14 protein-coding genes are annotated in these 21,518 nt (G+C 69.8%); 3 read left to right on the forward strand and 11 right to left on the reverse strand.

The annotated features are described in order from the left end of the window. Window positions 1-755 precede the first annotated feature (755 nt). Window positions 756-5,423 carry a LamG-like jellyroll fold domain-containing protein gene (locus ACZ5K7_RS03100; protein ID WP_468909768.1) on the forward strand — a complete coding sequence of 1,556 codons (4,668 nt, stop codon included), beginning with the start codon at window positions 756-758 and terminating at the stop codon, window positions 5,421-5,423. A 473-nt stretch (window positions 5,424-5,896) separates the two neighbouring features. On the opposite strand, the gene ACZ5K7_RS03105 is transcribed toward ACZ5K7_RS03100, so the two are convergent. From ACZ5K7_RS03105 to ACZ5K7_RS03115, 3 genes are all read right to left on the reverse strand, one after another. Then, window positions 5,897-7,729 (reverse strand): TerD family protein, encoded by a 1,833-nt coding sequence (locus tag ACZ5K7_RS03105; protein WP_468909771.1) that lies wholly within the window; start codon window positions 7,727-7,729, stop codon window positions 5,897-5,899. A 543-nt stretch (window positions 7,730-8,272) separates the two neighbouring features. Then, a complete protein-coding gene (locus ACZ5K7_RS03110) occupies window positions 8,273-9,601 on the reverse strand; it encodes a class I SAM-dependent RNA methyltransferase (protein WP_468909774.1) in 1,329 nt (442 codons plus the stop codon). A 116-nt stretch (window positions 9,602-9,717) separates the two neighbouring features. After that, complete coding sequence (locus ACZ5K7_RS03115; RefSeq protein WP_351710022.1) at window positions 9,718-11,763, reverse strand: APC family permease; 2,046 nt, start codon at window positions 11,761-11,763, stop codon at window positions 9,718-9,720. 363 nt (window positions 11,764-12,126) lie between these two features. Here ACZ5K7_RS03115 and ACZ5K7_RS03120 point away from each other — a divergent pair, with 363 nt between their 5' ends. After that, window positions 12,127-12,798, forward strand: a complete 672-nt coding sequence (locus ACZ5K7_RS03120) for a potassium channel family protein (RefSeq protein ID WP_351325777.1) — start codon at window positions 12,127-12,129, stop codon at window positions 12,796-12,798. After that, entirely contained in the window at window positions 12,798-13,469 is a 672-nt protein-coding gene (locus ACZ5K7_RS03125; protein WP_351710019.1) for a potassium channel family protein, read from the forward strand. Before ACZ5K7_RS03120 ends, ACZ5K7_RS03125 begins: the two co-directional genes overlap by 1 nt. A 76-nt stretch (window positions 13,470-13,545) precedes the next feature. Here the strand turns inward: ACZ5K7_RS03125 and ACZ5K7_RS03130 are convergent, their stop codons facing one another. The 8 genes from ACZ5K7_RS03130 to ACZ5K7_RS03165 form a co-directional block, all read right to left on the reverse strand. Next, the gene (locus ACZ5K7_RS03130) at window positions 13,546-14,301 is read right to left on the reverse strand and encodes a DUF3159 domain-containing protein (protein WP_351710016.1); all 756 of its coding nucleotides are present in this window, start codon (window positions 14,299-14,301) and stop codon (window positions 13,546-13,548) included. Window positions 14,302-14,304: 3 nt separating this feature from the next. Next, complete coding sequence (locus tag ACZ5K7_RS03135; RefSeq protein ID WP_351325771.1) at window positions 14,305-14,703, reverse strand: OB-fold nucleic acid binding domain-containing protein; 399 nt, start codon at window positions 14,701-14,703, stop codon at window positions 14,305-14,307. 104 nt (window positions 14,704-14,807) lie between these two features. Beyond that, window positions 14,808-15,494, reverse strand: a complete 687-nt coding sequence (locus ACZ5K7_RS03140; RefSeq protein ID WP_351710013.1) for a response regulator — start codon at window positions 15,492-15,494, stop codon at window positions 14,808-14,810. After that, a complete protein-coding gene (locus tag ACZ5K7_RS03145; RefSeq protein WP_468909782.1) occupies window positions 15,491-18,061 on the reverse strand; it encodes an ATP-binding protein in 2,571 nt (856 codons plus the stop codon). Before ACZ5K7_RS03145 ends, ACZ5K7_RS03140 begins: the two co-directional genes overlap by 4 nt. A 158-nt stretch (window positions 18,062-18,219) precedes the next feature. Beyond that, a complete protein-coding gene (locus tag ACZ5K7_RS03150; RefSeq protein ID WP_450972394.1) occupies window positions 18,220-19,407 on the reverse strand; it encodes an alginate lyase family protein in 1,188 nt (395 codons plus the stop codon). A gap of 144 nt (window positions 19,408-19,551) precedes the next feature. Next, window positions 19,552-20,316: a DUF3710 domain-containing protein gene (locus ACZ5K7_RS03155; protein WP_351710003.1), complete on the reverse strand. Its 765-nt coding sequence runs from the start codon at window positions 20,314-20,316 to the stop codon at window positions 19,552-19,554. A gap of 1 nt (window position 20,317) precedes the next feature. Further along, window positions 20,318-20,863, reverse strand: a complete 546-nt coding sequence (gene dut / locus ACZ5K7_RS03160) for a dUTP diphosphatase (protein WP_468909866.1) — start codon at window positions 20,861-20,863, stop codon at window positions 20,318-20,320. Between the two features lie 17 nt (window positions 20,864-20,880). Further along, window positions 20,881-21,465 carry a PaaI family thioesterase gene (locus ACZ5K7_RS03165; RefSeq protein ID WP_351709997.1) on the reverse strand — a complete coding sequence of 195 codons (585 nt, stop codon included), beginning with the start codon at window positions 21,463-21,465 and terminating at the stop codon, window positions 20,881-20,883. Window positions 21,466-21,518 lie beyond the last annotated feature (53 nt).

Raw genomic sequence — 21,518 nt, forward strand, 5'->3', positions numbered from 1 at the left:
GCTTGTCATGGGTGGGGGTGGGCGCCTGATGCCGGTCGGCGGCAACGGCCGGCGTCGCCTGCAGTACACCGGCGCACAGAACCATCGTTGCGAGAGCCGCAGTGGGGGCGCGCAACGCGATGCGGCTCAGCCACGCGCGTGCGGGCCGGCCCGTTCGGACTGCCTTGTTGCTCCGGTGTCTACCAGAAACCACAGCGTCCCGCTCCTCGGTGTCCATAACGATCACTCGATCCGAGCGGACGCTACCCACCCCTTCACACTCGACGAACCCTCCTACCAAGTCATGACCAGACTCTTACGTCGCTTACATGACAACATTCGGCGGTCAACCAGGCGGAATGATCGACTCCAGCCACTCTGCCCCTCTGGCCACGGACAGCAGCGGACTCCTAGCGTCGTGAACTACTGGATCTTCAGGTCATCAGACAGGGGTGGATCTCCACATGCGATGGCACCACATACCCGGCGCACGCAGAACCACCGGCCGCAGCAGAGCCGCGGTCACCGCCGCGCTTGCCCTGGTCGCCGCCACAGCGAGCCTGGCCCCGGCCCATGCCGACACCTCCGGGGGCACTACTGGGGGCGCGGCCCAGTACTCCTCCGGCGCATCCGCCCCGGTCGCCAAAGACACGCCTGAGCAATCGGATCTGTCGCAACTGCCGAACGGATACGGCCCGTCAGCCGCCCAGCGTGAGGCGATGGAGACCGCTGCGACGACTGCCCGGAAAACCGGGAAGGCCGCCACGATCAGCTCGTTGACAACCCCCGTCCAGCAGGTGACCGCCAGTCCCCGCGGCGGATTCCAGCTGTCGGCCAACCCCGAGCCCGTACGGACCAAGCAGCACGGCAACTGGGTCGCCGTCGACATGACACTGCATCACAACAGCGACGGCACATGGTCTCCGGCGGCGACCGCGTACGGCACGGTGTCCTTCTCCGGCGGCGGCCGCGCCCCGTTGGTCACCACCCATTACAACGGCGTGAGCATGGCCGTTTCCTGGCCGGGCACGCTGCCCGCTCCCGTCATCAAGGGCGGATCCGCTACGTACCGGTCCGTGCTGCCCGCGGTGGACCTGGTGGTCTCGGCCACCGCCGCCGGCGGCTTCTCCGACACACTGGTCGTCAACTCCCCTGCCGCCGCCCGGAACCCGGCGCTGACCACCCTGCGTCTGGGCTCCCAGGTGACCGGTGGCCGCCTGACCCGGGGCAATGCGGACAACCTGGCACTGCGTGACACCCGTGGCCGGGACCTCATGGACGCGGCCAGCCCGCTGATGTGGGACTCCAACACCGTGCTGCCGACACCGGCCACCAAGAAGGTAGGTACGGCAAGCAAGGCCAAGGTCGCCGCGGACCCCTCGGACGCCGCGCACCCCGGGCTGGCCGCGCGTGAGGCACCGGTGGGTACGAAGGTGTCCGCCTCGGCGCTGTCCCTCGTACCGGACTCCCGGATGCTGAAGGCCCGCTCCACGGTGTTCCCGGTCTATATCGACCCGACGTTCAACTGGCATCCCTACGATCCCGCCGCCCCGGCCTTCGACCAGGTCAAACAGGGCTGCCCCAACAAGTCCTTCTACAACCAGACCGGTTCACTCGCCGACAACGGATACCTCGGGGTCGGCTACAACGGCTGGCAGGAAGGCTCCTGCTACACGGGCAAAGAGCACGCGATCTACCAGTGGAAGCTGTCCTCCACCATCTTCGGCGCACACATCAACACCGCCACCGTCAACGCCACGGAGATCTACTCCGCGTCCTGCTCCAGCTCCTACACCGTCAACCTGCACTGGTCCGGCGGCATCGGATCGGGCACCGACTGGAGCAACCGGCCCGGCTACAACAACTACTCCACCTCCGCCGGCTACGCGCGCGCCTACAACCCGACGTTCTGCCCCTCAAACAATTCCGTGACCCACGGTCTGAACGTGCTCACCCCGATCGCCCACAACGCCGCCGGTCACTCCGCCACCTTCACCGCCACACTCAGCGAGGACTCCGCCGAGGCCGGCCACGACGACGGCGGTTTCTCCCGCTTCTCGCACAACCCCAGCCTGGAGATCTTCTACAACCTCCCTCCCGCTGCCCCCTCCAAAGCGACGATGGCAGCGGTCGCCGGCGCGGACGACGCGGCCTGCGACACCACCGGCCCCGACTACCCGTTCATGGGTAAGACCATCGCCAGCACCCCACCCGTGCTGAAGGCGAAGGTCTCCGACGCCGACGGCGACAAGCTGCAGGCGACCTTCCAGTACTGGATCAACGGCTCCACCACCCTGCACACCGGGCTCAGCAGCGACAACCTGGCCAGCGGCTCCTACGCCGCCTACAGCCTGCCGTCGAGCTTCATCAGCTCGCTGACCAGCGGCCAGATCGTGGACTGGCAGGTCAAGGTCACCGACGGTGAGGACTCCACCTCCTACACCCAGTCCCCGACCTGCCACTTCGTCGCCGAACCCACCGCGCCGAGCTCCCCCACCGTCACCTCGAAGAACAACCTCTACCCCAACACCGACAACGACGGGGGCCCGGGCGCCGCGGCCGGCACCGCCGGCAGCTTCAACGTGGCCACCAGCGGCGGGGCCGGCGCGACGAAGTTCGTCTACTCCGTCGACGTACCGCCCGCCACCAGCAACCCGCCCGCTTCCCAGATCGTCGCCGCCTCGAGCAACGCCGCCGCGGTGACCATCACCCCCTACTCCCCCGGCCCGCACACCCTGTGGGTGTACGCCGTGGACGCCGCAGGCGACGACTCCGGCACCACCGGCTACCCGTTCCTGGCCACCGGAGACCCGAACACCACCTGCGCCAGCCTGTCCGCGTGCTTCAACAACACCGGCATCAGCGCCGACGCCAACCCCGGCCAGGCCGACATCGACGGCGTCGGCGACAGCTTCTCCGCCACCGACCTCACCACCGCAGGCTGGGCCAGCGGCGGCAAAGTCACCGTCAACGGGGCCACCTTCACCCTGCCCGCGTTCGGCTCCGGACAGAAGGACAACGTCCTGGCCGCCAACCAGACCATCACCTACAACGGCTCCGGCAGCGCCCTGGACTTCCTCGCCACATCCAGCTTCTCCGGCCTGTCCACGCCGGGCGCCATCGCCAACGACGACACCGCGCCCTACGTCCCGGCCGGCACCCCGGTGAATGGTTCCTACTGCTTCAACGGCACCGACCCCGTGGGCGCCTGCGCGGCCACCGGCACCATCACCTACACCGACGGCACCACCGCAAAATACGATCTGACGGTCCCCAACTGGAGCGTCAGCAACGACGCCATCGCCGCCGTGGTCCTGCCGCACCGCAACGACGTCGCGGGACAGGCAGCCTCCCCGCACCGGCTCTTCGCGTTCTCCGTACCCATCGACCCGGCCAAGACCATCGCCTCGGTGACGCTGCCCGATGTGGGCAATCACATCGGCTACCACGCCCAGTCACTGCACATCTTCAGCATGGCCACCCGCAACACCACCACCGGCACCCCTGAGGTCACCGGCACCACCGCCGCCGCACCGGCCGGCCAGAGCTGGACCGGCGCCTGGGCCAACCCCAACGAGGGCCAGTACAACTTCCAGGGCGCCAACTTCTCCAACCAGACCTTCCGTATCGCCCTCCCCGCCTCGATCTCCGGCAACACCGTCCGCATCAAGCTCGACAACGCCCTCGGCACCAGCAAGCTGTCCATCGGCCACGCCACCATCGCCCAGAACTCCGCGTCCGGCGGCCCATCCGCCGTACCCGCCGCCACCCCCACCACCCTCACCTTCGGCGGAAGCCAGTCGGTGACCATCCCCCAGGGCGGCTCCCTCTACAGCGACCCGCTCACCTTCCCCGTCACCGCCAACCACTACCTCCTCGTCTCCTACCAACTGAGCAACTCCGTGCCGTACCTGGTCCAGCACTCGTTCGCCAACAACGCCTACCAGTACGTCACCGTCACCGGCGCCGGGGACAAGACCACAGACACCACCGGCACACCCTTCGACGGCAGCACCGGAACCCTGCAGGGCTGGTTCACCGACCTCGTCACCAATGTCGACGTCACCACCAGCCACACCCCGACCCAAGCGGTGCTCGGTGACGGACTCATCGACGCCTTCCAGCCCAACACCACCCCCGTCGCCAGCGGAAGCCGCGTCTCCGACACCCTGGAAGGCGCCGAACCCACCACCCCCAGCCCCTACGGCACCATCGCCGAGGGCATCGAGTCCAACGACCTGATGACCGACAACCCGCAGACCTACAACGGCAAAACCCTCGGCGGCCCCTCAGCGCTCTCCCGCATCGACCGCGACATCCTCGACCAGCCCGGCATCAGCAGCGTCGTGGTCTACGAAGGTCTCGAAGACCTCCTCAGCGGCAGTTCCCCGGACGACCTCGAAGGCAACGGCTACACCGCCCTTGTCCAACAGCTCCAGGGCTGGGGCATCTCCACCACCCTGACCTCCCTCACCCCCTGCGACGGCTTCGCCGGCGACGGTGCCGCCGCCAACGACCCCTGCACCAGCGCCGTCGACGCCAACCGCACCGACGTCAACGGCTGGCTCGACGACATGGATCTCGGCAGCCCCTGGTCCACCCCGCCGGTCTACTTCGCCGACTTCGACACCGCTCTCGCCGTACCCGACACCGGGAACGGCGAGAACAGACTCGCCACGGCCGCCGACACCGGCGACCACGTCAACCTCACCAACTCCGGATACGCCGCCGAAACCCTCGCCATCCTCTCCCCCCACGACACCTGGGCCCTCGACGACGGCGACGGCTTCACCGTCGCCAACGACACCGCCCCCACCGACACCCCCTACACCGTCAACGACACCACCGGCGTCGGCGGCAACACCCTGACCCTCAACGGCAGCACCACCTGGACCAACGACACCACCCGCGGCGAAACCCTCTCCTTCGACGGCTCCACCGGCTACGCCGCCGGCGGCGGCCAGGCGCTCAACACCGCCGGCAGCTACTCCGTCTCGGCATGGGTGAAACTCTCCTCACTGCCCACCCGCAATGCCACCGTCGCCGCCCAGGACGGCGCCCAGAACAGCCCCTTCTACCTCCAGTACGACTACGCCAACACCAGCAGCCCACGATGGGCCCTCACCTTCGCCGGCACCGACACCACCAACCCGGCCCTCACCGTCGCCGAGTCGGCAACAGCAGCAGCCGCCAACACCTGGACCCACCTGGTCGGCACCTACGACGCCACCACGAAGACAGCCCAGCTCTACGTCAACGGCACCCTCGCCGCCACCGCCACCGGCGTCACCTCCTGGAACGCCGCCAACGCCTTCACCATCGGCCGCAGCCTGTACAACGGCAGCAACTCCGACTTCTTCCCCGGCCTGATCAGCACCGTCCAGGCCTGGAACTACGCCCTCACCCCCAACCAGGTGACCGCCCTCTACCAACAAATCCCCTAACCCCTGCGCCGTGGGTGCCCCTGGCTGTCGGGCCGGGAGCACCCACGGCGGCGAACCACATGAGCCCCAACCCACGCCAGCCAACGCCGAGCTGCCACCAGCCCGCTTCATCGGACGACGGGCTCCGAGATCGTCACGCACTCCAGGTGATGCCTCATCACCCTTCATCGGTGACAGATTCAGGCACTACACCGCACTCCACACGGTGCACCCGCTCGGCACTCCAAAAGAGGTCGAGCAGACCTATCGGATCCACGAACGCGCAGGTCAGATGACCTTTGCCGCGGGCTCAAGAATCGCCACGCACTCCACATGATGCGTCATCGGAAACGGATCACCACAGGAGGACACTGACATAGTCGCAGGTCAGTGGCAGTTTACGGCGCTACTAGAAGGCTCCTCAGGCGCCCGGAGCGTCAAACGAGCGTCACAACCTGCCGGTAGCTGCAGCTGGCCAATTGGGAGTCCGTCGGTCATTCGGCGACATCGACGCCGTAGCCGCGAGCAAGGTCGGCCAAGCCATGGTCGTAGCCCTGTCCGACCGCACGCAGCCGCCATCCGTCGCCTCTGCGGTAGAGCTCGGCGAGGATCATCGTGCGCTCGGTGGTGGCGGCGTCGAGGGTGGCCCGGGCGGTCGGGGCCGCGCCGATCCCGCAGGAGGCGGTGAACTCGACGGCTCCGACGTCGGAGAAGGTCGCGGCACCGTCGATCGCGGCGGCGATCACGACCCGGTGGATCTCCAGAGGCAGCCGCTCCAGGTCGGCGGTGACGGCCTGCTCCGTCGGACCGTCGGTAGCGAGCCGCACGGTGCCGTCCGGGTGCTCGGGGGCGCCGTAGAAGACAAAGTCCTCGTCCCCCGGGACCTGTTCCTGGGCGTCGACCGCGAAGGCGACGACGTCCACATCGCAGGCGGTCTGCTGACGCCAGGTGGCGGCCACCGTCCAGGGCGTTGTGGTGTCGGACAGGTCGATGACGGCACCTCGGACCAGTACCTCTGCCATGTCCGACCGGTCACCGGCCAGGCTCTGTGCCGGCGCAGGCGTGGGTGCGAGCAGCCAGTCGGCGTCGTGGACACGGAGGCCGAGGGCGGCGATACGACTCATGCGCCGGTCCGCCTCGCCGCCGGGAAGCACGACGACGTCGGTCACACCGGCCGAGAGATTGACCGCCGCGGAGGCGCCAAGGGCGACAGCACGCGCGCGTGCCTCGACGGCCTCGTCGTGGGTGCCGCCCAGGACCAGGACCCTGCGCCCGGTGAGCGGCTGGTCCGCATGGGCGGCGGGCGCAGTTTGCGTGGCCGTGCGCTGCGCCGGCAAGCTCGGTACGGGTTCAGGTTGTACGGTCGTCGCGCCCGCGGACGTCTCGGCCGCGCGACCCTGCCGAGCGGTGCCCTTGGCCTGACCCGGCCGCACGCTCTCCAACAGCCGAAGGTAGGTCGGCTCGTCCACGAGGGGCACGCCCTCGTCCTCGGCGCGACGCAGCTTGGCAGATGCGGCGCCCGGGTCATTGGTCACGACAACGCCGGTCTGGCCGCTGACCGACGTCATCATGTTCAGCCCGGCCGCCGCCGAGCGGGCGACCAGTTCCTCACGGGAGACCTGGGTGTCCCCGGTGATGGCGACCTTCATCCCCTGCACCAGCGCCCCGCCCGATTCCAGACGACCCGGATTGCGGTATGCGCAGGGCGTCTTGGGGACATGCGGCTTGTAGTCCTGGCGGGGCGGGCAGTCCAAGAGCGGCAGGGACAGGCCCAGTTGCTCGGCCGCGCCCAGCGAGCCGCGCAGGATGCCGGAGAGCACCCGTACGTCGTCCTGCGCGTCGTGGGCCTTCTCCTGACGCACGCCGTAGTGCGCGGCGAGCGTGCCCAGCTTGAGATCGGGCGTCGCGGGCCCGACCAGGCGGTTGAGAGCCAGCGTGCACAACCGCCTGCTCACCGGCACCCAGGAACGGACGTGGGCGAACTCGTGGGCCAGGAAGTCGTAGTCGAACTGCGCGTTGTGGGCGACCAGGACCCGGCTGCTGAGGAGCGCCCCCACCTGCGGCGCGATCTCCTCGAAGGTGGGAGCGCCGGCGAGCCGGGCCGGGGTGAGGCCGTGGATGTGCACGGGGCCGGGGTCGCAGCCTGGGTTGAGGAGGGTCGAGAACTCCCCCGTCTGGTTGCCGTGCGCGTCCAGCGTGAGGATCGCGAGGGACAGGACACGGTCCCGACCGGGTCTCAGCCCGGAGGTCTCCACGTCCACCAGCGCCCAGTCATGGAAGTAGTCAGGCAGGGTGGGCCACTTCGGGCTCGATGACAGCAGGACCATGTGAGGCTCCCCTCCCCCGGTGCGGCGGGCGACACGCACCCTCCACCGCGATGATCGACCGGTGGGATTTTCGCACGCACTTGGCGGCTTTCGTGGTGTATCGGTAACGGAGAGCCAGCCCACCGGCACCAATCAAGAACGGCGGCACCCGCGCCTCGCGCAATGCGCACGCACCAAACCGCAGGTCAGGATCTCTTCGCGACCGGTGCTGGAGTCAGTTCTGACCCCACCCGCAAGGGCTGATTCGCCGGGGGTGCGACTCGTGAGCTCGACGGCAACATAGGCAAGGTCTTCGCCGCTGTAGAGCGACAAGCCGCAGACATGCTGCGAGCGCACCTCTGCGCGGCCGCTGCGGACATGACGTCGTGGCACAGACACCACCCACCTCTACGACTACCGCGTTCGGATAGCCGAGAAGTGAGGAAACCAGCGCTCCTCGTGCCCTGCGATAGGCAACACTCCTTGACCTCCGCGAACAGGCTGGCTACTGCCATGACAAGCACGCGACGGCAGCGGAGGACGTGGCCGACATGCAGGAGCAGGTCAGGAGCCCTTCGCGGCCGGCTCAAGAATCGCCACGCACTCCACATGATGCGTCATCGGAAACAGATCGAACGCCCGCAGCGTCCGCACCCGGTACCCGCCGTCCCGGAAGTACGCCAGGTCGCGGGCGAGGGCGGCCGGGTCGCAGGCGACGTAGGCGATTCGGCGGGCGCCCAGCGATGTCAGGTGCTCCACCGTCTTGCGGCCCGCGCCCGCGCGGGGCGGGTCGAGGACGATGAGGTCGACCTCGGTGATGCCGGTGCGCGGGAGGACCGACTCGACCTTGCCCTGTTCGACGCGGACCCGGGGGAAGTCGGCCAGGTTGTGGCGCGCGTCCTCCACCGCTCGCTTGCCGGACTCGATGCCCAGCACCGCGCCCTTCTCGCCGAGGCGGTCGGCGAGGGCGCCGGCGAACAGGCCGACTCCGCAGTAGAGGTCCAGCGCCATCTCGCCCTTGCGCGGCAGCAGACCCTGCATCACCGCCGTCACCAGGGTGTCCGCCGCCTTCGGGTGGACCTGCCAGAAGCCGCCGTTGCCCACGCGGTGGGTGCGGCCGTCGGCCCGTTCGCGGACGAAGGCGCGGCCGTGGACGCGGTGGATGCCGCCGTCGTTCTCGTCCACCCGCAGGACCGAGACCGGCTTGTCCAGTTCGACCAGGGGCAGGCGGGCGCCGGGGCGGGGCTCCAGGATCACCATCCGGTCCTGGGAACCGGTCGCGGCGATCGCGTCCACCGACACCATGCCCGACCAGTCGCGCTCCTCGATGCCGAGTTCGCTGACGCCCGGCGCCGCGATCATGCAGTGCTCGATCGGCTCCACCTCGTGCGAGCGGTGCCGGCGCAGTCCCGCGTTGCCGTCGGCGTCGACCGCGTACTGCACGCGCGTGCGCCACTGGGGCACCTCGCCCGCCGGCAGCTTGTCGCCCTCGGCGGGCATCACCGTGCCGTCCCAGCCCGCCTCCTCCGGCGTCAGGCCGGCCAGTCGCTGCAGCTGCTCGGCGATCACCTCGCCCTTGAGCCGGCGCTGGGCGCCCGGCTTGGCGTGCTGCCAGTCGCAGCCGCCGCACCGGCCGGGGCCGGCGTAGGGGCAGGGAGCCTCGACGCGGTCCTTGGAGGCGTCCACGATGTCGACCGCGTCGGCGCGCAGGAAGCGGGCCCCCTCCTCGCCCTCGGTCACCCGGGCCACGACCCGCTCGCCGGGCAGCGCGTGCCGGACGAACAGCACCTGGCCCTCGGCGGTCCGGGCGATGCAGTGCCCGCCGTGCGCGACCGGGCCCACCTCGACCTCGTACTCCGTCCCCACCAGAGATTTCTTCGGTTCTGCCTGCATGGCGGGGTGACTCCAGATCAACGAGAGGGGGTACGGCCGCGCGAGGGCCGACGACAGCCCACCAGTCTACGTGTTCGCCGAAGGCGCCCGCCCCCGCGCCGGACGCCCCTTCCGGCTCACCCCCCGCTGTGCTCCTTCGGCCGGTGTTCGGCCGGACCGCGCCGGACCGCGCCCGGTGCGTTCCAGTCCTGCCGCTTGCGGGCCCGGTTCCTCGCGACCTCCGAGGACTCCAGCTGGTAGGGCACCGAGGTCACCATGACACCCGGGGTGAACAGCAGCCGGCCCTTGAGGCGCAGGGCGCTCTGGTTGTGCAGCAGATGCTCGTACCAGTGGCCGACGACGTACTCCGGGATGATCACGGAGACCGCGTCCCGCGGGGACTGGGCGCGCAGGCTCTTGACGTACTCGATGATCGGCCGGGTGATCTCGCGGTAGGGCGAGTCGAGGACCTTCAGCGGCACGTCTATGCCGCGCCGCTCCCACTCCTCGCGCAGCGCCTTCGTCTCGGCCGGGTCGACGTTGACGGTGAGCGCCTCCAGGGTGTCCGAGCGCATCAGCTTGGCGTAGGCCAGGGCACGCAGCGTGGGGCGGTGGATCTTGGAGATCAGGACGACCGAGTGCACGCGGGACGGCCGTACCAGGTCGTCGTCCGGCACCTCGGGGGCCGAGATCTCCTCGGAGACCCGGTCGTAGTGCTTACGGATCGCGGTCATCGTCGCGTAGAAGATGCACATGCCGAGCAGCGCCACCCAGGCGCCGTGGGTGAACTTCGTGACCAGGACGACGACCAGCACCAGGCCGGTGAAGAAGGCGCCGAACGCGTTGATCGCGCGGGAGCGGATCATGTGGCTGCGCTTGGCCGGGTCCTTCTCGGTCGCCAGGTGGCGGTTCCAGTGCCGGACCATGCCGGTCTGGCTGAGCGTGAAGGACACGAACACACCGACGATGTACAGCTGGATGAGGCGGGTCGAGTCGGCGCCGTAGATGACCACCAGCAGGGCGGCGGCGCCGGCGAGCAGCACGATGCCGTTGGAGAAGGCGAGGCGGTCGCCGCGGGTGTGCAGCTGGCGCGGCAGGTAGCGGTCCTGGGCGAGGATCGAGCCGAGCAGCGGGAAGCCGTTGTACGCGGTGTTCGCCGCCAGGAACAGGACCAGGGCGGTGGCGGCGGCGAGCAGGATGAACAGGAAGCTGCCCTTGCCGAAGACGGCCTCGGCGACCTGGGAGATCACCGGGTTCTGGACGTAGCCGGAGCCGATCGCGACGCCGTTGTGGAGCAGGTCGGTGGCCGGGTTCTCGGCCATGCGGACCTTGGTGACCATGGCGAGCGCGATGATGCCGCAGAACATGGTGACCGCCAGCAGACCCATCGCGGCCAGCGTGGTCGCCGCGTTCTTCGACTTGGGCTTGCGGAAGGCCGGGACGCCGTTGGAGATCGCCTCGACTCCGGTGAGCGCGGCACAGCCGGAGGAGAAGGCGCGCAGCAGCAGGAAGACCAGGGCGAAGCCGGCCAGGCCCTGGTGCTCGGCCTTGATGTGGTAGTCGGCGGTGGGTGCCCGCATCGTGTCCCCGAGGACCAGGCCCCGGAACGCACCCCACGCGATCATGATGAAGACGCCGCCGACGAACACGTACGTCGGGATCGCGAAGAGCTTGCCGGACTCCTTCACCCCCCGCAGGTTCATCAGGGTCAGCAGCACGATCACGGTGACCGCGCAGAAGACCTTGTGCTCGACCACGAAGGGGATCGCCGAGCCGAGGTTCTCGATGCCGGAGGCGATGGAGACGGCGACGGTCAGGACGTAGTCGACGAGCAGGGCGCTGGCGACGGTGAGGCCGGCCTTGGGGCCGAGGTTGGTGGTGGCGACCTCGTAGTCGCCGCCGCCGCTCGGGTAGGCGTGCACGTTCTGCCGGTAGGAGGCGACCACCGTGAACATCAGCACGACGACCGCGACGGCGATCCAGGGGCTGAAGTGGTACGCCGACACGCCCGCGATGGAGAGGACCAGCAGGACCTCCCCCGGCGCGTAGGCGACGGAGGACAGCGGGTCGGAGGCGAAGACGGGGAGTGCGATGCGCTTCGGCAGGAGCGTTTCGCCCAGCCGATCACTGCGCAGAGCGCGCCCGATCAGGATCCGTTTGGGCACGTCGGTCAGTTTGGACACGAGAGAGGATCGTAGGCCTTCGACCTGGCAGGCCTCCAGCCGCAATACGGGATCTGCCTCCCGAGTGAAAAAAGTGACGGTCGGAACTGCGGATTCCGCAGCCTTCGCGCCATTCGTGCCTAGATGGCAGATCCCGCCCGTCTTCGCACTTCGGAGGTCTCATGCCCGCGACCGCAGAACTGATCGGAGCCACGGTCGCCCTCGTCGGCCTCGGAATCCTCACTGCCTGGAGCGTGCGCAGCATCACTCGGCGATGAGCGTGGCACAGGGGTGCCCGCCCGGGACCGTGCGTGTGTAGCTTAAGCCTCGGTCTGAGACCCTGATGGGGCTGAGCACTAACTTTTGGACACCGGAAGGACGGTCGTGCACATCGTCATCATGGGCTGCGGCAGAGTGGGTTCCGCTCTCGCCCAGACCCTGGAGCAACAGGGGCACACGGTCGCCGTGATCGACCAGGACCCCACCGCCTTCCGCAGGCTGGGCCCGGGATTCGGCGGCCGCCGGGTCACCGGGGTCGGCTTCGACCAGGACACTCTGCGCGAAGCGGGCATCGAGGAGGCGGGCGCCTTCGCCGCCGTCTCGAGCGGTGACAACTCGAACATCATCTCGGCCCGGGTGGCCCGCGAGATGTTCGGCGTGGAGAACGTCGCGGCCCGCATCTACGATCCGCGCCGTGCCGAGGTCTACCAGCGCCTCGGCATCCCGACCGTGGCCACGGTCCGCTGGACCGCCGACCAGATGCTGCGCCGGCTGCTGCCCTCGGGCGCGGAGCCGCTGTGGCGCGACCCCACCGGCGGGGTCCAGCTCGCCGAGGTGCACGCCTCCCCGAAGTGGGTCGGCCACAAGATCAGCACGCTCCAGGAGGAGACCGGCGTCCGGGTCGCGTTCCTCACCCGGCTCGGTGAGGCGATGCTGCCCACCTCGCAGACGGTGCTGCAGGAGGGCGACCTGGTCCATGTGATGATGCGCACGGACGACGTCGACAAGGTCGAGGCCGCCTTCGCCGGGGGTCCGGAAGAGGAGAGCGGTCACTGATGAGGGTCGCCATTGCCGGAGCCGGCGCCGTCGGCCGCTCGATCGCGGGCGAGCTGCTGGAGAACGGCCACGAGGTCCTGCTGATCGACAAGGCCCCGACCGCCATCTCGGTGGAGCGGGTCCCGCAGGCGGAGTGGCTGCTCGCCGACGCCTGTGAGATCACCTCCCTGGACGAGGCGGCGCTGCAGCGCTGCAACGTCGTGATCGCCGCGACGGGCGACGACAAGGTGAACCTGGTCGTCTCGCTGCTCGCGAAGACGGAGTACGGCGTTCCGCGCGTCGTCGCCCGGGTCAACAACCCCAAGAACGAGTGGCTGTTCAACGAGGCCTGGGGCGTGGACGTCGCCGTCTCGACGCCCCGCCTGATGTCCGCCCTGGTGGAGGAGGCGGTGAGCGTCGGCGACCTGGTCCGGCTGCTCCGCTTCAGCCACGGCGACGCCAACCTGGTGGAGCTGACCCTGCCGGAGGAGTCGGCCCTGGCCGGCACCCAGGTCGGCGACGTGGAGTGGCCCGAGGACACCTCCCTGGTCACGATCATCCGGGGTACCCGGGTCCTCACCCCCTCGCGCGAGGACTCCCTGGAGGCGGGCGACGAACTCCTGTTCGTCGCGGCCCAGGCCCGCGAGGAACAGCTGGAGGACCTGCTGTCGGTTCGGCGGGAAGACGTCTGACGTACGGGTACGGCGAAGGGCGCCCTCGGCATCGAGGGCGCCCTTTCCCGTGGTTGCTTGCGGTGCCGTCCGCCGGCTACTTGCGGTGCCGTCCGCCGGAGGGTTCGCCGCTCTCCGCGGCCAGCGCGGCCTTGCGCTCCTCCTCGGCCTTCTCCTCCGCCTCCATCTCGGCGAAGACGTCGATCGGCGCCGGTGCCTTCGCCAGGAAGACCCAAGTGAGCCAGACGGCGAGCAGGAACGGCGGGATCTTCAGCGCGACCAGCACCCAGCCGAGCTGGGCCGTGTTGGCCCACCAGTACAGCGGGAAGAGGATCGCGCACTTGGCGAGCAGGATCAGGCCCCAGGCCCAGCTGGCCTTGGCGTACGCCTTCTTGCGGCCGGGGTTGCGGGTGCGCCAGGAGAGGTTCTCCTTGAAGACCGGGCCGAGGATCAGGCCGATCAGCGGCACTCCGCACAGCGTGGTGATGATGTAGGCCAGCGCCAGGCCCAGCGTGTAGAGCATGCCGGGGAGGTAGAAGTCCTTGGCGTTGCCGGTCATCATCGCGAAGACGACGCCGAAGGCGACGCCGAAGACCCCGCTGAAGGCGTGCTTGACGGTGTCCCTCATGACCAGGCGGACCACGACCAGCACCACGGAGACCGCGAGGGCGGCGATCGCCGACCAGTGCAGGTCCTTGTTGATGGTGAAGATCGTGACGAACAGCAGGCCGGGCAGCACCGTCTCGACCATGCCGCGCACGCCGCCGAAGGCCTCGAACAGCGCGGCCTCGGTCACCGCCCGCGCATCGTCCTCCGCCTGCGTGTCTTCGGTCGGCTTGTCGAGCGACGTCACCGGTTACTCCCTACCGAGGGGTCTCAGTTCGTACTTGGGATTGAACAGCACCCGGCGGCCCCGGCTCAGCGAGATCCGGCCCGATGCGATCAGCCTGCGCCCCGGTTCTATGCCCACGATGGAGCGCCTGCCGAGCCACACCACGTCCAGTGCCGCGGAGCCGTCGAACAGCTCGGCCTCCAGGGCCGGGACTCCGGCGCGCGGCCGCAGGGTGACCGTGCGCAAGGTACCAGTAACGGTGACGATCTGCCGGTCCTGGCAGTCGCCGATGCGGATGCAGCCCGCCGTGTCGGCGTCCTCGCGCAGCTCCTCGGACTCCAGGTCCTCCTGCGACGAGGACAGCCGGCCCAGCATGCGCCGGAACCGGCCGGCCGGCTTTTCGGAACGAGGAACAGCACTCATGTCTGAAGCGTACCGGGGCTCACCGACACTGCCGTAGTCCAGCTCACGCCCCGACTCGTTTCCCGAACGGCGGCCCGGCTCACTGCCCGGACCGCCGGCCCGGTTCACTTCTCGAACCGGTAGCCCATCCCCGGCTCCGTGATGAAGTGCTTGGGGTGCGAGGGGTCCGCCTCCAGCTTCCGGCGCAGCTGTGCCATGTAGACGCGCAGGTAGTTGGTCTCCGTGCCGTACGACGGCCCCCACACCTCCTGCAGCAGCTGCTTCTGGCTGACCAGCCGGCCGGTGTTGCGGACCAGCACCTCCAGCAGATGCCACTCCGTGGGGGTCAGCCGGACGTCCCGGCCGGCCCGGTTGACCTTCTTCGCGGCCAGGTCGACGGTGAACCCCTCGGTCTCCACCAGCACGTCGTCCTCGCCGCCCCCGGCGACCGGCTCGGCACGGCGGACGGCGGCCCGCAGCCGGGCCAGCAGCTCGTCCATGCCGAAGGGCTTGGTGACGTAGTCGTCGGCGCCCGCGTCGAGCGCCTCGACCTTCTCGTCGGAGGAGTGGCGGGCGGAGAGCACCAGGATCGGCACCCGGGTCCAGCCGCGCAGCCCCTTGATCACCTCGACGCCGTCCATGTCGGGCAGGCCGAGGTCGAGCACGACCACGTCGGGGTGGCGGGAGGCGGCCAGTTCGAGGGCGGTACGGCCGTCGGGGGCCGCGTCGACCTCGTACTTGCGCGCCTTGAGGTTGATCACGAGGGCACGCACGATCTGCGGCTCGTCGTCGACCACGAGCACACGGGTCATGAGGCCTGCCTTTCCGGTTCTGCCGCGGCTTGTGCTGCTGCTTCCGCCACGGGTTCTGCTGCTGCGGTCACCGATCCTGCCGCGCGAAGGGTGAGGACCATGGTGAGGCCGCCACCGGGCGTGTCCTCGGCGTTGAGGGTGCCGCCCATCGCCTCGGTGAAGCCCCGGGCGACCGCGAGCCCCAGACCGACCCCGGCGCCGCGCGGAGCGTCACCGTAGCGCTGGAAGGGCTCGAATATGCGTTCTTTGGCATCGTCGGGCACGCCGGGCCCGCGGTCCACGACCCGTAGCTCCACCCGGTCGGCGATGGCGCTGGCGGACACGACGACCACGCTGTCGGGCCGGCTGTACTTGACGGCGTTCTCGACCAGGTTGGCCACCGACCGCTCCAGGAGCCCGGCGTCGGCCTCGACCATGGGCAGGGTCTCGGGGACGTCCAGCTCGACGCTGCCCTCGTCCACCCCGACCAGCGCCATCGGGACCACCTCGTCGAGGTCGATCTCACGGACGATCGGGGTGACGGTGCCGGTCTGCAGGCGGGACATGTCGAGCAGGTTGCCGACGAGGTGGTCGAGCCGGTCGGCGCCCTCCTCGATGCCCTCCAGGAGCTCCGCCTGGTCCTCCTCGGACCAGGCCACGTCGTCCGAGCGCAGTGACGACACCGCTGCCTTGATCCCGGCGAGCGGGGTGCGCAGGTCATGGCTGACGGCGGCCAACAGGGCCGTACGGATGCGGTTGCCCTCGGCGAGCGCGCGGGCCTGCTCGGCCTCCTCCTGGAGGCGCCTGCGGTCCAGGACGACGGCTGCCTGGGCGGCGAAGGCGGCGAGCACCCGGCGGTCCTCTGCGGGCAGCACCCGGCCGGTCAGCGCGAGCGCCATGTGGTCGCCTATGGGCACGTCGACGTCGGCGTCCTCGGGCCGCTGCAGGGCGGGGCCGACACCGACGCGTCCGGCGCAGCTCCACGGCTCGACGTCGGCCGCCCGCTCCAGGAGGGCGGCGGACTCCATGCCGAAGGTCTCCCTGACCCGCTCGAGCAGCTCCTCCAGGCTGGTCTCGCCGCGCAGCACGTTGCCGGCGAGGAAGGAGAGGATCTCGGACTCGGCGCGCAGCCGGGCCGCCTGGTGGGTGCGCCGGGCGGCGAGGTCCACGACCGAGGCGACGGACAGCGCGACCCCGAAGAAGATCACGATGGCCACGATGTTCTTCGGATCGGCGATGGTCAGCCGGTGCAGGGGCGGGGTGTAGAAGTAGTTCAGCAGCAGGGATCCGAAGGCCGCCGAGGCCAGCGCCGGGAAGAGCCCGCCGAGCAGTGCGGCCGCGACCGTGAGGGTCAGGAAGAGCAGCATGTCGTTGGCGAGGCCGAGGCCGACGGTGTTCAGCAGCACCGCCAGGACGGCCGGGCCGGCCAGTCCGACCAGCCAGCCCGCGATGATCCGGCCCCGGCCGAGCCGGGCGCCCCGGGCCACCGGCAGTCCGCGTCCCTTGCCTGCCTCGGAGTGGGTGACGATGTGGACGTCCAGGTCGGGTCCCGACTCGCGGGCGACCGTGGCGCCGACGCCGGGCCCGAGGACGTACTGCCAGGCCTTGCGGCGGGAGGAGCCGAGCACGATCTGGGTGGCGTTGACCCCGCGTGCGAAGTCGAGCAGGGCCGCGGGGATGTCCTCGCCGACGACCTGGTGGAAGGTGCCGCCGAGGTCCTCGACCAGGGTGCGCTGGACGGCGAGTTCCTTCGGGGAGGCCGAGGTCAGGCCGTCGCTGCGGGATATGTAGACGGCGAGGACCTCGCCGCCGGCGCCCTTCTCGGCGAGCCGCGCGGCCCGCCGGATCAGCGTGCGCCCCTCGGGCCCGCCGGTGAGCCCGACGACGATCCGCTCCCGCGAGCCCCAGATCGCGGAGACCCGGTGCTCGCTGCGGTACTGCTTCAGGTACTCGTCGGCCCGGTCGGCCACCCAGAGCAGCGCCAGTTCGCGCAGGGCGGTGAGGTTGCCGGGCCGGAAGTAGTTGGACAGGGCCGCGTCGACCTTGTCCGGCTGGTAGATGTTGCCGTGCGCCATGCGCCGGCGCAGCGCCTGGGGCGACATGTCGACCAGCTCGATCTGGTCCGCGCGCCGTACCACCTCGTCGGGCACGGTCTCGCGCTGGCGCACTCCCGTGATGGACTCGACGACGTCGCCGAGGGACTCCAGGTGCTGGATGTTGACGGTCGAGACGACGTCGATCCCGGCCGCCAGCAGTTCCTCGACGTCCTGCCAGCGCTTGGCGTTGCGGGAGCCGGGGATGTTGGTGTGGGCGAGTTCGTCCACCAGGGCGACGGCGGGGGCGCGGTGCAGTACGGCGTCCACGTCCATCTCCGTGAAGAGGGCGTCCCGGTACTCCAGCTCCTTGCGCGGGACCTGCTCCAGGCCGTGCAGCATCACCTCGGTGCGCGGCCGGTCGTGGTGCTCGACGAAGGCGACCACGCAGTCGGTGCCGCGCTCCACGCGCCGGTGGGCCTCGGAGAGCATGGCGTAGGTCTTGCCCACACCCGGTGCCGCACCGAGATAGATCCGAAGCTTGCCGCGTGCCATGGTCCTATTGTCTTCCCGTAACTACCGCCTACGCAGCGTCGACCTTACGGCCAACAATCCCGGCGAACGGGACGGTGGGCGGGGCAGCGGGCATCTTTGACGCAACTCTGATGTGCCCCGCGGCCCTCTCCGGATGGGCCGCGGGGCACCTCGTCGGTTCAGTTGGGGTTGTCGCCGTGGGTGAGGGTCTCCCAGGCCACGAAGAGGTTGTTGGAGCCCGCGGGACGGTTGTTCTGGGTGAGCGTCTGGGTGTTGGTCATGGCGATGCCCAGCCGGTTGTGGAGGGCGTTGTAGCCGACCTCGGTGACGGGCCCGAGGCCGAGGGTCAGGGAGCCGCCGCAGAGCCAGCTGGGGACGGCGGTGCCCAGCTGGTACTTGGCCTGGAAGCCGAGCGCCTGTCGCAGCCGCTCGCCGACGTCGGTGCCGTAGAGGTCCTGGCCCTGGATCCGGCTGGTCTCGGCGACGTGCGAGATCGAGGAGATGCCGTAGCCGGTGTGCGTGAAGTCCCGGCAGGTCTCCTGGGTGAGGCCGGTGACGAAGGTGGACTGGCCCTGCCAGTAGGAGACGATCTTGGCGGTGGTGTCGAGGTTCTGACTGGGCACGGTCTTCGGCACCGACCCGTCGGAGGCCAGGTAGACATAGGCGGCGGTGCGGGTGCGGAACTTGGCCATGGCCGTGTCGTACGACGCCTTGTCCTCCAGGAAGACGGAGATGCCGACGGCGGCCTCCATCATCGTCAGCTCCCAGTTGCCGTTGGAGTTGGAGCCCTTGATGACGGTGGGGAGGTAGACGTTGCGCAGCATGGTGGCGAAGCGGGCCTCGTTCGCCCAGGTACCGGTGTACGTGTACCTGATGATCTCGGCGGCCTTCGGCCAGGAGGAGCCGGCCCAGCCGGTCTGCAGGGGCGCGTTGCTGTTGGTGTGACTGGTGATGGTGGCCGACCAGGCGTCCATGATCTGGATGGCCTTCTGGGCGTAGCGGGCGTCCTTGGTGATGTACCAGGCGAGGGCGTCGGTGTAGGCGGCGATCGCGTCCTCGCGCTCGTCGGTGCAGCCGTAGTTGGGGTTCGAGTACGGCCCGCACTCGACCGTCGCCCTGGGTGCGGGCGTCCGGTTCAGGTCGGCGTACTTGCTCGCCATCATCTGGTCGTAGGCCGCCTTCCAGGGCTGGGCGCCGGCCAGTACCTCGGTGCGGGCGAAGTCCAGCTGGGCCCTGGAGACGGTGACTCCGGGGTGGACGAAGGTGGCTGGGGCGGCCTGGGCCGGCCAGGAAAGGGCTCCGAGGACGAGGGCGACGACGGCCGCGAGGAGTCCGGTTCTGCGCATACCTGAAGGCCTCTCGTTCATGTGGGTGAACGTGAAGCGCCTTTATGAACGGCGCGTTGAGGCGTGACCGTAGGTACAGACCAATGCGGCCGTCAAGGGGGTGCGCACACAAAAGAGCCGCACCCCGAAGGGTGCGGCTCTCGAACGGCTCTCCCGGCGGAGCGCCTAGCGGACCTCGGTGATCTCCGGTCCGCGCTGGAGCTGGCCCATGCCGCCGGAGAAGCGCGAACCCTCCTCCTGCTGCTGGACGCCCTCGGGGACCATCTGCGCGTCGTTCGGCAGCTTCAGGACGATCGGGTCACGGGGGGCCATCGGGCCCTCGCCGCGGACCACGACGGTGTCCCGGAAGATCTGCTCCAGGAGCCCGGCGGCCTGCGGCTGCACCGCGCCCTGCCCGGAGATCACCCCGCGCAGGAACCAGCGCGGACCGTCCACACCGACGAACCGCACGACCTGGAAACCGCCCGTGCCGTCCGGCAGCTGCACCGGCACCTGGGCGCGCAGCTCCCAGCCCAGCGGACCCTCGACCTCGTCGACGATGCCGCCCTGCTGGGTGATGCCGGAGCCGATCTCCTCCCGCACCTCGCCCCAGATGCCCTCGCGCTTGGGCGCGGCGAAGGCCTGCAACTGCACGGCGCTGTCCTTGAGCACCACGGTCGCCGCGACGATCGCGTCACCCGCGACCTCGACCCGCAGCTCCATGCCGTCGACGCCGGGCACGAACAGCCCGCCGAGGTCCACCCGGCCCTCGCCCGGCTCACGCACCTCGGAGTCGTCCCACGGCCCGTCGGGCCGGGGCTCCGGTTCCAGGCGTACGCGCTCGCGCTCGCCCTCTTCCTCGTCCGCCTCGGTGCCGACGCTGTCGACGACCTGCTCGGCCTCGCCGGCCGCGTCCTCGGCGGCACCCTTCTTGTTGCGACGTCCGAACACGTCACTGTCCTTCCCGGTCGGATACGACCGAAGCGTATCGATTCCCACCCGTCCGGCCACCGTCGGCGGCCTGACCGCTTGTGCCGCTCACGTCGCCCACCGCGGCGTGCCCGCCGGTGGACCCGAAGCCCCCCTCGGCCCGCGCCGAGCCGGGAAGCTCCGCCACCTCCTGGAAGCGGACCTTCTCGACCTGCTGGACGACCAGTTGGGCAATCCGGTCGAAGCGCTCGAACCGCACAGCCTCGCGCGGGTCGAGATTCACCACGATCACCTTGATCTCCCCACGGTACCCGGCATCAATCGTCCCCGGGGCATTCACGAGGGCCACACCGCACCGGGCGGCGAGCCCCGAACGAGGGTGTACGAAGGCCGCGTACCCATCCGGGAGGGCGATCGACACCCCTGTGGGCAGTACGCCCCGTTCGCCGGGCTTCAGCTCGCACGCCTCGGTGGTCCGCAGATCGGCTCCCGCGTCACCGGGGTGCTCGTAGGCCGGAAGCGGCACGCCGGGGTCTACGCGGCGGATGAGCACGTCGAGAGGGCTCACTGGTGGGGACGCGGGATTCACGGGTTCACCTCGAAGGCGCGGGTGCGCCGGATCTGGTCCGGGTCGTTCATGGCGGCCTTGATCTCTTCCTCGCGGCCGTTGTCGACGAAGTGCTCGACCGGTACCTCCACGAAGAGGGCGTCGGCACGGACGGCGACGGGGCCGCCGGGGCCGTCCAGGCGCCCGGTGGCGGTCGAGTAGATCTTCCGGCCGGCCACCGCGACGACCTCGGCCGCCAGGTACAGCGTGGTGCCCACGGGCACCGGCCGTACGAAGTCGGTCTCCAGCCGTCCGGTGACGGCGATCTTCCGCAGCAGCCAGTTGAGCGAGCCGAGCGTCTCGTCGAGAGCGCTGGCGAGGACACCGCCGTGCGCGAGGCCCGGGGCGCCCTGGTGGGCGGCCCGCACGGTGAACTCGGCGGTGAGGGAGACCCCCGCGCCGGCCCGTACCTCCAGATGCAGCCCGTGCGCGTGCTCGCGGCCGCACCCGAAACACTGTTCGTAGTGCGCGCCGATGAGCTCGCCGGGCGCGGGAGCGTCGGGATGCCGCACCGGTTTCCGGGCACTGGCGGGAGGCTGAAGAGCTGCGGAACTACCACTCACAGCCGCAGACCTTACCCGCGCGTCCGGTGAATCCGGACACCGTGCCAAGCTTG

It is taken from the genome of Streptomyces sp. NPDC031497 (assembly GCF_055580905.1).